The sequence below is a fragment of the Pseudomonas sp. P106(2024) genome, assembly GCF_057480815.1.
Genome location: NZ_JBLIYU010000018.1, coordinates 14,767 through 28,826 on the forward strand (window position 1 = coordinate 14,767; position 14,060 = coordinate 28,826).

A 14,060-nucleotide genomic window follows, 5' to 3' on the forward strand; every position below is an offset into this window, starting at 1 on the left:
CCCGATAGAGAAGTAAAAGTAGGTATCAGCGTTTACGCAGAACCACACTACCAATCGAATAGCCAGCACCGAATGAACTCAGTACCCCCAGCGAACCCTTGGCCAGATCATCCTGATACAGGTGGAAGGCAATCACCGAACCCGCCGAACTGGTGTTGGCATAGCGATCCAGGATCACCGGCGCATCTTCCTCGGCCACTTCACGCCCCAGCAGCTTCTTGACGATCAGGTGGTTCATGCTCAGGTTGGCCTGGTGCAGCCAGAAGCGCTTGACGTCCGACGGCTGCAGGTCGTTCTCGGCCAGGTGCTGGCCGATCAGCTCGGCAACCATCGGGCAGACTTCCTTGAACACCTTGCGGCCTTCCTGCACGAACAGTTTGTCGCGGGCACCGATGCCCTCTTCCGCGGCGCGGTTGAGGAAACCGAAGTTGTTGCGGATGTTGTTGGAGAACGCCGTCAGCAGCTTGGTGCTGACGATGTCGAACTGATGTTCGGAGGTCGCCAGGTCGGCACGCTCGACCAGCACGGCGGTGGCGGCGTCGCCGAAGATGAAGTGGCTGTCGCGGTCACGGAAGTTCAGGTGGCCGGTGCAGATCTCCGGGTTGACCACCAGCACCGCGCGCGACTGGCCCAGCTGCACGCTGTTGGCGGCGGTCTGGATACCGAAGGTGGCCGACGAGCAGGCCACGTTCATGTCAAAGGCGAAGCCCTGGATGCCCAGTGCCTGCTGCACTTCGATGGCGATGGCCGGGTACGGGCGCTGCAGGTTGGAACAGGCGACGATCACCCCGTCTACATCGGCGGCGGTGCGCCCGGCACGCTCCAGGGCCTGGCGAGCGGCTGCCACGCCCATCTCGCAGAGGATCGATTGTTCGTCGTTGCCGCGCTCGGGCAGACGCGGCTTCATGCGCTGCGGATCGAGAATACCGGCCTTGTCCATGACGAAGCGGCTCTTGATACCCGAGGCCTTCTCGATGAAGGCGGCGTCGGACAGCGGCGCCGCCTCGACCTCGCCACGCTCGATGGCGGCGGCGTTGTCGCGGTTGAAACGCTGTGCCCAGGTGTTGAAGGATTCCACCAGTTCTTCGTTGGAAATGCTTTGGGCCGGGGTGTACAGGCCGGTGCCGCTGATGACGACGTTGTGCACGGTCGTTCCTCTGGTCTGGGGCCATCGCCACAAGGCGCTGGCCGGAATAAGGGCAACTTAATGGCACCTTGGTACCAATTTTGAGGCGAGGGCTGCGCCCTCGTTTGCGGCACAAGGCGGCTCCTACAGCATCGGCGTTCTTCTGTAGGAGCGGCCTTGTGCCGCGATCGGCCGCACAGCGGCCGCAAATTCCACCAAGTTTGCCACAACTTGGGGAGTTTAGGCTTCCACCTGACTCCACTGTTTGCTCAGTCGCTTGTCGGAAACCGGCACCTTCGTCCCCAGTTGCTGGGCAAACAACGATACCCGGTATTCCTCCAGCAGCCAGCGGTACAGCGTCAGCTGCTCATCGCGCTTGCCTTCCTGGGCATGCTTGTCGGCGCGGGCCCGGTACTGCGCCCAGCAATTGGCCAGCTCGGCGCTCCACACCCGGTCCTTCTGCACCTGCGAACCCAGTTTCTCCAGACGCAATTCCACCGCCTTGAGATAACGTGGCAGCTCCTTGAACCAGGCACCCGGTGTCTCCCGCACGAAGCCTGGGTACACCAGGTTGGCCAGTTGCTGCTTGATATCGTTGAGCGCCACCGCCTGGCTCAGGTCGATCTTGCCCTTGAAGCGCTTCTGCAGGCCATGCCACAGCTTCAGCACCTCCAGGGTCAGGCGGGCCAGGCGTTCGGCGTGCTCGGTCCAGTTGCCGCGCTTGCGTTCGGCCAGCGAGGCCAGGCCCGCGCCATCACGCGGCAGCGGGTCTTCGCCTTCCAGCACACAGCTATCGAGGCTGGCCAGGAGGATATCCTCGACCAGCGCCTCGACCCGTCCCAGTTCACGGTACAGCAGCCCCAGCTCCGTCAGCCCCGGCAGCTTGCCGCGCAGGAACTTGGCCGGCTCCGCCAGCTGTTGCAGCAACAGGCGCTGCAAGGCGCGACGGTGCTGGAACTCGGCTTCGGCCTGGGTCGAGAAGCGCCCCTCGCGCACCGTGCCGTTGTCCTCGACCAGCGCCGGATAGACCGTCATCGACAGCCCGGCGATCTTCTGCTGGGCGGTCTGCGCCACCTGCGCGAAGGCCTTGGCCTGTACCGGCTGCTCGGCCTTCTCGCTGCGCGGCAGGGCCAGCGCCGCCTGGCTGGCGGCGGCGAAGCGGGCGGTCAGCTCGGCGAGGTCGCGACCTTCGCCGAGGAACTTGCCCTGGGCGTCGACCACTTCGATGTTCATGCGCAGATGGCCTTCCACCAGCCCGGCCGCCTCCGCCCAGGCCTCGTCCGACACCCGCGCTCCGGTCATGCGCAGCAACTCCTGGCCCAGCGCCTGCGGCAATGCCCCTTGGCCGAACGCCATACGCGACAGGGCCGCCTTGACGAAGTCGGGCACCGGCACGAAGTTCTTGCGCAGGGCCTTGGGCAGGTTGCGCACCAGGGCGATGCACTTGGCCTCAAGCAGGCCGGGCACCAGCCATTCCAGGCGTTCGCCCGGCAGGTTCGGCAACAGCGGCGCCGGCACCCGCACGGTCACGCCGTCACGCGGGTGGTTCGGTTCGAAGTGATAGCTCAGCGACAGGCGCAGATCGCCCACCTGCAGGTGGTCCGGATACTGCGCGGCGGTGACCTCGCTGGCCTCGCGGGCGAGCACGTCCTCTTCGCGCATGATCAGCAGGTTCGGATCCTTCTGGCTGTTCATCCGGTACCAGCTGTCGAAGGTCGCCGTCTGGTGGATCTCTTCGGGCAGGCGCGCCTCGTAGAAGGCGTACAGCGTCTCCTCGTCGGCCAGAATATCGCGCCGGCGGGCCTTGGCCTCCAGCTCGTCGAGCTGCTCGAGCAGGCGCTTGTTGGCCGCCAGGCACTTGGCCCGGGACTGGATCTCGCCACCGACCAGGCCGTCGCGGATGAACAGCTCGCGGGAAGTAACCGGGTCGATCGGGCCGAAATGCACCGGTCGACGGCCGACCAGGATCAGCCCGTAGAGGGTAATCTGCTCGTAGGCCACCACCTGGCCGCGCTTCTTCTCCCAGTGCGGTTCGAAGTGGTTCTTCTTGATCAGGTGGGTGGCCAGCGGCTCGATCCAGTCCGGCTCGATCTTGGCCACCATGCGCGCATACAGCTTGGTGGTCTCCACCAGTTCCGCGGCCATCACCCACTGCGGTCGCTTGCGGCCGATGCCCGACGACGGGTGAACCCAGAAACGCCGCTGACGCGCGCCCTGATAGTCGCCCTCCTCGGTCTTCTGGCCGATCTGGCTGAGCAGGCCGCTGAGAATCGCCTTGTGCAGGGGCTGGTAGTCGCAGGCGTCCTTGTTCACCGCCAATTGCAGGTCGCGGCAGATCAGCGCCAGCTGGCGATGGGCGTCACGCCACTCGCGCAGGCGCAGGTAGTTGAGGAAGTTCTTGCGGCACCAGTTGCGCAGCGGGCTGGCGGTCAGCGCCTGGCGCTGCTCCTCGAAACCACGCCACAGGTTGACCAGCGCGGCGAAGTCGGAATCGACATCCTTCCACTGCGCATGGGCCTGGTCAGCGGCCTGCTGGCGCTCCGGCGGGCGCTCACGCGGGTCCTGCACCGACAGCGCGCTGGCGACGATCAGCACTTCCTGCAGGCTGCCCTGGCGGGCGCCTTCAAGCAGCATGCGGCCCAAACGCGGATCGATCGGCAAGCGCGCCAGCTGGCGGCCCAGCGGCGTCAGCTGGTTCTCGCGGTTGACCGCCGACAGTTCCTGCAACAGGTTGAAGCCGTCGCTGATGGCTTTGCCATCCGGCGGCTCGATGAACGGGAAGGCGTCGATCGCGCCCAGGCGCAGGTGCAGCATCTGCAGGATCACCGCGGCCAGGTTGGTGCGCAGGATCTCCGGGTCGGTGAACGCCGGCCGGCCGTTGAAATCGTCCTCGCTGTACAGGCGGATGCAGATGCCCGGCTCGACCCGGCCGCAGCGGCCTTTACGCTGGTTGGCGCTGGCCTGGGACACCGCCTCGATGGGCAGGCGCTGGACCTTGGCGCGGTAGCTGTAGCGGCTGATGCGCGCGGTGCCGCTGTCGATCACGTAGCGGATGCCCGGCACCGTCAGCGAGGTTTCGGCGACGTTGGTCGCCAACACCACGCGCCGGCCGCTGTGGGACTGGAAGATCCGCTGCTGCTCGGCCGGCGACAGCCGCGCATACAGCGGCAGGATCTCGGTGTGGCGCAGCTGCGCCTTGCGCAGGATCTCGGCGGCGTCGCGAATCTCGCGCTCGCCGGGCAGGAACACCAGCACATCGCCCGGGCCCTTGCCCTGGCTGCGCTCGTGCTGGGCGATCTCGTCGAGGCTGGCGAGGATCGCCTGGTCGACGGAAAGGTCCTCCTCGACCTGGTTGCCCTCCTCGTCGTGCTCGCTGGTCAGCGGTCGGTACCAGGTTTCCACCGGGTAGGTACGCCCGGACACCTCGATGATCGGCGCGCCGTCGAAGTGCTTGGAGAAGCGCTCCAGGTCGATGGTCGCCGAGGTGATGATCAGCTTCAGGTCCGGGCGGCGGTGCAGCAGGGTCTTGAGATAGCCGAGCAGGAAGTCGATGTTCAGGCTGCGCTCATGGGCCTCGTCGACGATGATCGTGTCGTAGCGCTCGAGGAAGCGGTCGTGCTGGGTCTCGGCCAGCAGGATACCGTCAGTCATCAGCTTGACCAGGGTGTTCGAATCGCTCTGGTCCTCGAAGCGCACCTGGTAGCCGACCAGCGCCCCCAACGGCGTGCCCAGCTCCTCCGCGACCCGCGCCGCCACGCTGCGCGCGGCGATCCGCCGGGGCTGGGTGTGGGCAATCAGGCCATGGCTGCCGCGGCCCAGCTCCAGGCAGATCTTCGGCAGCTGGGTGGTCTTGCCGGAACCGGTCTCGCCGGCGATCACCAGCACCTGGTGCTCGGCCAGGGCCTTCTTGATCTCGTCGCGCTTGGCGGCGATGGGCAGGTTGTCGTCGTAACGAATGCTCGGCACGCTCTGCTGGCGCGCGGTGACCTGGGCGCAGGAGGCCTGGACCTTTTCCACCCACTGCGCGAGCTTGCCCTCGTCGGGGCGCTTGCGCAGCTCGTGCAATTGCCGGCGCAACCGATGGCGGTCGGCGATCATGGCGTGGTCGAGGTTCTTCAGCAGTTGGTCGATGGCGTGATCTGTCATGGGGCTTTTTAATGATGCAGGCGAGTGCTGCTTTTTCATGATCGGCAGGCGTAAGAGGCGCGATTGTCGCAGATTTGCGAAATCGATGCTGCCTGTGCCCGCCGTTCAGTCGCGATCACGCTCGAAATAGCGGGAGCGCTTGAACAACAACGGGGTAGCAATTGCGACGAAAAAAGCTGACCAGCCACCTGCCAACTAGCCTAAAACTGTGGGAAGCGTCCTAAGCTGCTGCAGCGCGGGGGGCAGACTTGCCAATGTTTAGCTCTCACCGGAATGAACGTCGCCATTCACTGCTTTAATCAACCTTACAGGCCATGTGAGTATCCAGGGATGCTTCCCGACCCGATGATCGCCCGACCGCTGCCCCACCCTTCGCTGCCGAAGGCCAGGGCCCGTGCCGGTGAAAATCCGCTGGTCCATATCATTCTGGCGTTCTGGGCCCTGTGGCATTGCCGCCACGCGCGCCCACCGGACACTTCGCTCACGCATCCCTGACCCGACCCGGCCACCCTTGGCCGATTGACTCAGCCTGACCGCCCACCTGCGCGGCGGTCCTGCGTGCCCCAGAGCGAATCCACCATGCACTTTGCCCCCGCAGAGCAAGCCAGGCGTTTCCTGGCCGACAACCCCGATATCGACCTGATCGAACTGTTCATCCTCGATGCCAACGGCGTGCCACGCGGCAAGCTGCTGCACCGCGAGGAGCTGCTGGCAGTATTCGAAAGCGGCCGCCCGCTGCCCAGCACCATCCTCGGCCTGACCCTAAACGGCGACGATGTCGAAGACTCGGGCCTGGTCTGGGACGTCGGCGACATCGACTGCCGTGCCTATCCGCTGGACGGCAGCCTGGTACGCCTACCCTGGCGCCGGGTGCCGACCGCCGCCGTGCAGGTCAGCATGCACCCCAGCGAAGGCCTGCCGGCCAGCGTGGCCGATCCGCGCCATGTGCTGCTGCGGGTGATCGACGCGCTCAAGGCCGATGGTTTCCACCCGGTGATGGCCTGCGAGCTGGAGTTCTACCTGCTCGACCAGCAGCGCGACGCCCAAGGCCGGCCGCAGCCAGCGCTGGACAGCGACGGAGGACGTCCGCGCGGTACCCAAGTGTATGGCCTGCGCGAGCTGGAGCAGATCGAACCCTTCCTCGCCGACCTCTATGCCGCCTGCAAGGCCCAGGGCATCCCGGCCCGCACGGCGATCTCCGAATACGCGCCCGGCCAGGTGGAGATCACCCTGGAACACGGCGACGCACTCGAGGCGATGGACCAGGCCGTGCGCTACAAGCGCCTGGTCAAGGGCGTCGCCAACGCCCACGGCATGCAGGCCTGCTTCATGGCCAAGCCGTTCGCCCAGCTGGCCGGCACCGGCATGCACATGCACCTGAGCCTGGCGGACGCCGCCGGCAACAACCTGTTCGCCAGCGAGGACAAGGCGGGCACCCCGCTGCTGCGCCAGGCGGTGGCCGGCATGCTGCGTCACCTGCGCGAATCGTTGCTGATGTTCTGCCCCAACGCCAACTCGTTCCGCCGCTTCCAGGCCAACAGCTATGCACCGCTGGCACCGACCTGGGGCGTGGACAACCGCACCGTCAGCCTGCGCGTACCCGGTGGCCCGGCCAACAGCCGGCATATCGAGCACCGCATCTGCGGCGCCGACGCCAACCCTTACCTGGCCGCCGCCGCGATTCTCGCCGCCACCCACCAGGGCATCCGTGAACAACTCGATCCCGGCGCACCGGTCGAGGGCAACGGCTATGCCCAGGCCGGCGAACACCTGCCCACCGACTGGCTCACCGTCCTCGAGGCCCTGGAAAATTCGAGCTGGGCCCGAGAGGCGCTGGGCGAGGCCTTCCTCGGCGTCTACCTCAAGGTCAAGCGCGCCGAGTACCGCCAGTTCATGGCCGAGGTCGGCGAGCAGGACTGGCGCTGGTACCTGCACCAGGCCTGATGCCCACGAGATTACAAGAAGGAACAAGCATGAACGCAGCAGTGAACAACGGCCCGGCCCAGCGCGCGCCGTCCTATTACAGCGCCACCCTCAACGACACGACCGAATACCCCACGCTCAAGGGCACGGTGCAGGTGGACGTGGCGATCATCGGCGGCGGCTTCACCGGCGTGGCCACCGCGGTGGAACTGGCCGAGCGTGGCCTGAAGGTGGCCATCGTCGAGACCAACCGCATCGGCTGGGGCGCCAGCGGGCGCAACGGCGGCCAGGTCACCGGCAGCCTGTCGGGCGACGAGGCCATGCGCACGCAGATGCGCGACCGGCTGGGCGCCGAGGTGGACGATTTCATCTGGCAGCTGCGCTGGCGCGGCCACCAGATCATCGAGCAGCGCGTCGAGCGCTACGGCATCCAGTGCGACCTCAAGCACGGCCACCTGCACGCGGCGATGAAACCGTCGCACATGAACGAGCTGCGCGCCTTCGAGGCCGAGGCCCGGCGTCGTGGCATGGGCGACCTGGTGCAGTTGCTCGACCGCGACACCATGCAGCAGCACCTGCAGAGCCCGCTGTACCTCGGCGCGCTGAAGAACCGCCGCAACCTGCACCTGCACCCGCTCAACCTGTGCCTGGGCGAGGCCCGCGCCGCCCACGGGCTGGGCGCCCTGGTGTTCGAGAACTCCGAGGTGCTGGAGATCGTCCACGGCCCGCGCCCGGCGGTGGTCACCGCCCAGGGACGGATCGAGGCACGCCAGGTGATGCTGGCAGGCGACGTGTATCACAAGCTGGAGAAGCGCCAGCTCAAGGGCAAGATCTTCCCGGCCATGGGCGGTATCGTCACCACCGCACCGCTGGGCGATCTGGCCGAGCAGATCAACCCGCAGGACCTGGCGGTGTACGACTGCCGTTTCGTCCTCGACTACTACCGCCTGACCGCCGACAAGCGCCTGCTGTTCGGCGGCGGCGCCAACTACTCCGGGCGTGATTCACGGGACATCGAAGGCGAACTGCGCCCGTGCATCGAGCGCACCTTCCCGGCGCTCAAGGACGTGCCGATCGAGTTCCAGTGGAGCTGCGCCATGGGCATCGTGGTCAACCGCATCCCGCAGCTGGGCAAGCTGTCGGACAACGTCTGGTACTGCCAGGGGTATTCCGGGCACGGCATCGCCACCAGCCATATCATGGGCGAGATCATGGCCGAGGCATTGACCGGGACACTGGAGAAGTTCGATACGTTCGCGGGCTGCCGGCACATCAAGGTGCCGATGGGCGACTTGCTGGGCAATCCGCTGCTGGCGGCGGGGATGTGGTACTACCAGATGCTGGAAAAGCTGCGCTGAGTTTCCTGTATCGCAAACGTGGGAGCGGGCTTGACCCGCGATGGCTTCGACTCGTTACCTGAGCCGACGCTATCGCGGGGCAAGCCCGCTCCCACGTTTCAATCCCAAAGCGCGCTGCGGCTCAGGCGATCTTCTTCAGGCCCTGCTTCTTCAGCTCTTCGTCGCGCAGCTCGCGGCGCAGGATCTTGCCGACGTTGGTGGTCGGCAGCGCGTCGCGGAACTCGATGGCCTTGGGCACCTTGTAGCCAGTGACGTTGGCGCGCATGTGCTCCATCACCTGCTCCTTGGTCAGGGTCATGCCCGGCTTGACCACGATGAACACCTTGATCACCTCGCCGGACTTCTCGTCCGGGATGCCGATGGCCGCGCACTGCAGCACGCCCGGCAGCGCGGCGAGCACGTCTTCAAGCTCGTTGGGGTACACGTTGAAGCCGGACACCAGGATCATGTCCTTCTTGCGATCGACGATGCGCATGTAGCCGTCCGGCTGGATCAGGGCGATGTCGCCGGTCTTCAGCCAGCCGTTGCTGTCGATGATCTCGGCGGTGGCGTCTTCACGCTGCCAGTAGCCCTTCATCACCTGCGGCCCCTTGATGCACAGCTCGCCCACCTCGCCCAGGGGCAACTCCTGGCCGTTGTCGTCGATGATCTTGCACAGGGTGGACGGCACCGGGATGCCGATGGTCCCCAGCTGGTTGGCCGAAGTCGGGTTGACCGCCGCCACCGGGCTGGTCTCGGTCATGCCGTAGCCTTCGCAGATGGCGCAGCCGGTCACCGTCTTCCAGCGCTCGGCCACGCTCTGTTGCAAGGCCATGCCGCCGGACAGGGTGATCTTCAGCGCCGAGAAGTCGAGGTTGCGGAACGTCTCGTTGTTGCACAGGGCGACGAACAGCGTGTTGAGGCCAACGAAACCGCTGAACTTCCACTTCCCCAGTTCCTTGACCATGGCCGGCAGGTCGCGTGGGTTGCTGATCAGCACGTTGTGGTTGCCGATGAGCATCATGGCCATGCAATGGAAGGTGAAGGCGTAGATGTGGTACAGCGGCAGCGGGGTGATAAGGATCTCGCAGCCTTCGTGCAGGTTCGAACCCATCAGCGCGCGACACTGCAGCATGTTGGCGACCAGGTTGCGGTGGGTGAGCATCGCGCCCTTGGCCACGCCGGTGGTACCGCCGGTGTACTGCAGCACGGCGACATCGCCGGACTGCGGGTTGGCCTCGGTCACCGCGCCGCCTTTGCCCAGCGCCAGGGCGTCATTGAAGCGCACGGCGCCCGGCAGGTGATAGGCCGGCACCATTTTCTTCACGTACTTGATGACGCTGTTGATCAGCAAACGCTTGAGAGGTGGCAACAGGTCGGCCACTTCGGTGACAATGACATGTTTGACCTGGGTCTTGGGCACCACCTTTTCCGCCAGGTGCGCCATGTTGGCCAGGCATACCAGGGCCTTGGCCCCGGAATCGTTGAACTGGTGCTCCAGCTCCCGCGCGGTGTACAGCGGGTTGGTGTTGACCACGATCAGGCCGGCACGCATGGCGCCGAACACGGCAACGGGATACTGCAGGACGTTGGGCAACTGGACCGCGATGCGATCACCCGGCTTCAGGTCGGTGTGCTGCTGCAACCAGGCGGCGAAGGCGCCGGACAGGGTATACAGTTCGCCGTAGGTGATGGTCTTGCCCAGGTTGCTAAAGGCAGGTTTGTCGGCAAAGCGTTGGCAGGATTGCTTGAGTACCGCCTGGATATTGGGGAATTCGTCAGGATTGATGTCCGCCGTGACCCCGGCTGGGTACTTATCCTTCCAAAAATGTTCGATCATGGAAGCCCGCTCCTTCAGCAACAGCGAATTCGGTACGCGTCGATGCGCTTATTATTGATATGAGAGGCCGGCTCATTGCAAACCGGATCCTCTGAAAGCGCGCCGAGAGTAACAGCTTTGCAAGGGGTCGCCTAGAGGCCGAAATGGGCTAACGGGTCACTAAAATGACTCAATGAACTATACAGGTCATTTTTAGAGTAATTATACAAAATGTCGCAAATCCGCCTGAAAGCCCTGCCCTAGATAGGCCTTGCGATTGCGTCAGCCTGGGCGACGACGCTGTCAGAGATGACACAATCGCGGGCCTACCATCAGGCGATGTCGCGCAACTCCCTACGAAGGATCTTGCCCACCGGCGTCATCGGCAGCGATTCGCGCAGCACGATGTGCTTGGGCACCTTGTAGCCGGTGAAGTTGGTCTTGCAGAACGCCTTGAGTTCATCGACGCTCACCCCGCCCGCACGCGGCACCACGAACAGCTTCACCGCCTCGCCGGTGCGCTCGTCCGGCACGCCGATCACCGCGCAGCTGGCCACCTGCGGATGGCCCATCACTACGTCCTCGATCTCGTTGGGATACACGTTGAAGCCCGAGACGATGATCATGTCCTTCTTGCGGTCGACGATGCGGGTGAAACCGTCCGGGTCGATGACGGCGATGTCGCCGGTCTTCAGCCAGCCTTCGGCATCCAGGACCTGGTTGGTGGCCTCAACCTGCTGCCAGTAGCCTTTCATGACCTGCGGTCCCTTGATGCACAACTCACCACGCTCACCCAGCGGCTGCTCGTGACCTTCGTCGTCGATCACCTTGAACGCCGTGCCAGGCACCGGGAGCCCCACGGTCCCCAGGCGCGCCAACTGGCCATAGGGATTAGTGCTGGCCGCCGGCGAGGTTTCGGTCAGGCCGTAGCCTTCGACAATGCGGCAACCGGTGAGGGCCTCCCAGCGCTCCGCGGTGGCCTTGACCAGCGCGGTGCCGCCGGAGTTGGTGATCTTCAGCGCGGAGAAATCCAGCGACTTGAAACCGGGGTTGTCCATCAGCGCGACGAACAGCGTGTTCAAGCCCACCAGCGCCGAGAATCGCCACTTGCCCAGCTCCTTGATGAAGCCGGGGATATCCCGGGGGTTGGTGATCAGCACGTTATGGTTGCCGGTTACCATCATGCACATGCAGTTCGCGGTGAAGGCATAGATGTGGTAAAGCGGCAGCGGCGCGATCATCACTTCCTGCCCTTCCTTGATCAGCGGCTGGCCGTCGGGGCCGTGCTGACCGAAGCAGGCCAGTACCTGGAGCATGTTGGCCACCAGGTTGCCATGGGTGAGCATGGCGCCCTTGGCCAGCCCGGTGGTGCCGCCGGTGTACTGCAGCACCGCGATGTTCTCCAGGGTTTGCGCCACCGGCCTGTGAGGGAGCTCGCGCCCCTGGCGCAGCACCTGCTTGAACGACACGGCCTGGGGCAACTGGTAGGCCGGCACCATCTTTTTCAGCTTGTCGACCACGGTGTTGACCAGCCAGCCCTTGGCCGTCGGCAGCAAGTCGCCCATCTTCGCCTCGATCAGGTACTCGATGCCGGTGTCGGGCAGCACCTCCTGCACACGCTTGCCGAACATGTTCAGGTACACCAGGGCGCGGGCGCCGGAGTCCTTGAACTGGTGGCGCATCTCGCGCTCGGTGTACAACGGGTTGGTGTTGACCACGATCAGGCCGGCGCGCATGGCGCCGAACACCGCGATGGGGTATTGCAGGACATTGGGCATCTGCACCGCGATGCGGTCGCCCGGCACCAGTTCGGTGTGCTGCTGCAGCCAGGCGGCGAAGGCCGCCGAATGACGCTCGAGATCGGCATAGCTCAGGGTGACGCCGAGGTTGCTGTACGCCGGACGGTCGGCGAAGCGCTTGCAGCAGCGCTCGAAGACGTCGACGACGGATGTGTAGGCCTTCATGTCAATGGTGGAAGGTACGCCCGCCGGGCGCTTGTCGTTCCAGAAGTCGGCTTGCATTTATTGTTGTTCCTCTAACGGGACATCCCTGACCTGATCGCCTGCTGGCAAAAAGGTGTTCAGCCGACGTTAGCAGCTCTGTTGAGGGTGGCAAATACGCCAAGTGCCGCCATTAACATTGTGAATCTCTTTTCTGCCCTTCCTGCAATTGACGGCTTTGCGCATACACTGTTGGGCAACCTCCGCGCGCAAGGACCCGCCATGCCCCACGACGCCTTCTGGCTCCCCGCCAGCGAGCATTGCAGCCTTTATGTCCACCAATGGCTGCCGGCCACACCGGTCAAGGCCGTGGTGTTGCTGGCCCATGGCATGGCCGAGCACGCCGGGCGCTACCAGCGCCTGGGCCATGCGCTCAACGCCGCCGGCTACGGGCTGCTCGCCCCCGACCTGCGCGGCCACGGCCGCACCGCCGAGCTGGGCAGCCTGGGCCTGTTCGCCCGGCAAAATGGCTGGAATGCCGTACTCAACGACCTGGGCCTGCTGGCCCAGCACATCGGCCAGCAGTTTCCAGGAACCCCGCTGTTCCTGTTCGGCCACAGCATGGGCAGCTACATCGCCCAGGCCTACCTGCTGCACCACAGTGCCAGCCTGCAGGGCGCGATCCTCAGCGGCTCGAACTTCCAGCCGGTGGCGCTGTACCGCGCGGCGCGCCTGATCGCCCGTCTCGAGGCCTGGCGCCAGGGCCCTATGGGCAAGAGCGCGCTGATCGACTGGCTGTCGTTCGGCTCGTTCAACAAGGCATTCAAGCCCAACCGCACCGCCTTCGACTGGTTAAGCCGCGATGACGCGGAGGTGGACAAGTATATCGCCGACCCGCTGTGCGGCTTTCGCTGCAGCAACCAGCTATGGCTCGACCTGCTGCAGGGCCTGGCGCAGATCAGTCAGAAAAAGAACCTGGCGCAGATCGATCCGAACCTGCCGATCTTCGTGGTGGGCGGCGAATGTGATCCGGTGAGTGCCGGCAAGCGTCTCACCCACCTGGCCGACGCCCTGCGCGCGACCGGCAACCGTCATGTACAGTTGCGCATCTACCCCGGCGCACGCCACGAAGTGCTCAACGAAACCCATCGCGACGAGGTCACCGCCGAGATCATCGGCTGGCTGGAGCAGGCGCTGGCCCTTGGCCGCCCCGCCCGCAGTGAATGATCGGCAGCCTCGCCCCCCCACAAGGAAGCCCCTGATGACCCAGGTCACCAACACGCCTTACGAAGCCCTCGAAGTCGGCCAGAAAGCTGAATACAAGAAGTCCGTGGCAGAACGCGATATCCAGCTGTTCGCCGCCATGTCCGGTGACCACAACCCGGTGCATCTGGATGCCGAGTTCGCCGCCAAGAGCATGTTCAAGGAGCGCATTGCCCACGGCATGTTCAGCGGCGCGCTGATCAGCGCCGCGGTGGCCTGCACCTTGCCTGGCCCTGGCACCATCTATCTGGGCCAGCAAATGAGCTTCCAGAAGCCGGTGAAGATCGGTGACGAACTGACCGTGCGCCTGGAAATCCTCGAGAAGCTGCCCAAGTTCAAGGTGCGTATCGCCACCAACGTATACAACCAGAACGACGAGCTGGTGGTCGCCGGCGAAGCCGAGATCCTCGCGCCGCGCAAACAGCAGACCGTCGAGCTGGTGAGCCCGCCGGAATTCGTTGCCAGCTGAAAGTACAGCGGCTCCTACAGGTCTTGCACTCGGCCTG

Annotated in this window: 8 protein-coding genes; 4 read left to right on the forward strand and 4 right to left on the reverse strand. The window is 65.0% G+C overall.

The window, feature by feature from the left end; translation table 11 throughout:
- Positions 1–25 precede the first annotated feature (25 nt).
- Together AC25M7_RS22295 and hrpA are read right to left on the reverse strand one after the other, a co-directional pair.
- Positions 26–1,147 carry a beta-ketoacyl-ACP synthase III gene (locus tag AC25M7_RS22295; protein WP_062574825.1) on the reverse strand — a complete coding sequence of 374 codons (1,122 nt, stop codon included), beginning with the start codon at positions 1,145–1,147 and terminating at the stop codon, positions 26–28.
- A gap of 219 nt (positions 1,148–1,366) precedes the next feature.
- Positions 1,367–5,272: an ATP-dependent RNA helicase HrpA gene (gene hrpA / locus AC25M7_RS22300; RefSeq protein ID WP_062360604.1), complete on the reverse strand. Its 3,906-nt coding sequence runs from the start codon at positions 5,270–5,272 to the stop codon at positions 1,367–1,369.
- 579 nt (positions 5,273–5,851) lie between these two features.
- On the opposite strand from hrpA, the gene AC25M7_RS22305 reads away from it, so the two are divergent.
- Together AC25M7_RS22305 and AC25M7_RS22310 are read left to right on the forward strand one after the other, a co-directional pair.
- Positions 5,852–7,216, forward strand: coding sequence for a glutamine synthetase family protein (locus AC25M7_RS22305; protein WP_062360602.1), 1,365 nt, complete (start codon positions 5,852–5,854; stop codon positions 7,214–7,216).
- A 29-nt stretch (positions 7,217–7,245) separates the two neighbouring features.
- Positions 7,246–8,553: an NAD(P)/FAD-dependent oxidoreductase gene (locus AC25M7_RS22310; RefSeq protein WP_486971484.1), complete on the forward strand. Its 1,308-nt coding sequence runs from the start codon at positions 7,246–7,248 to the stop codon at positions 8,551–8,553.
- A 121-nt stretch (positions 8,554–8,674) separates the two neighbouring features.
- On the opposite strand, the gene fadD1 is transcribed toward AC25M7_RS22310, so the two are convergent.
- Positions 8,675–10,372 carry a long-chain-fatty-acid--CoA ligase FadD1 gene (fadD1, locus tag AC25M7_RS22315; RefSeq protein WP_028693064.1) on the reverse strand — a complete coding sequence of 566 codons (1,698 nt, stop codon included), beginning with the start codon at positions 10,370–10,372 and terminating at the stop codon, positions 8,675–8,677.
- 311 nt (positions 10,373–10,683) lie between these two features.
- Positions 10,684–12,372, reverse strand: coding sequence for a long-chain-fatty-acid--CoA ligase FadD2 (gene fadD2 / locus AC25M7_RS22320; protein ID WP_028693063.1), 1,689 nt, complete (start codon positions 12,370–12,372; stop codon positions 10,684–10,686).
- Between the two features lie 201 nt (positions 12,373–12,573).
- On the opposite strand from fadD2, the gene AC25M7_RS22325 reads away from it, so the two are divergent.
- The gene (locus AC25M7_RS22325; RefSeq protein ID WP_232853648.1) at positions 12,574–13,518 is read left to right on the forward strand and encodes an alpha/beta hydrolase; all 945 of its coding nucleotides are present in this window, start codon (positions 12,574–12,576) and stop codon (positions 13,516–13,518) included.
- Positions 13,519–13,552: 34 nt separating this feature from the next.
- Positions 13,553–14,023 (forward strand): MaoC family dehydratase, encoded by a 471-nt coding sequence (locus AC25M7_RS22330; protein ID WP_028693061.1) that lies wholly within the window; start codon positions 13,553–13,555, stop codon positions 14,021–14,023.
- Positions 14,024–14,060: the final 37 nt, after the last annotated feature.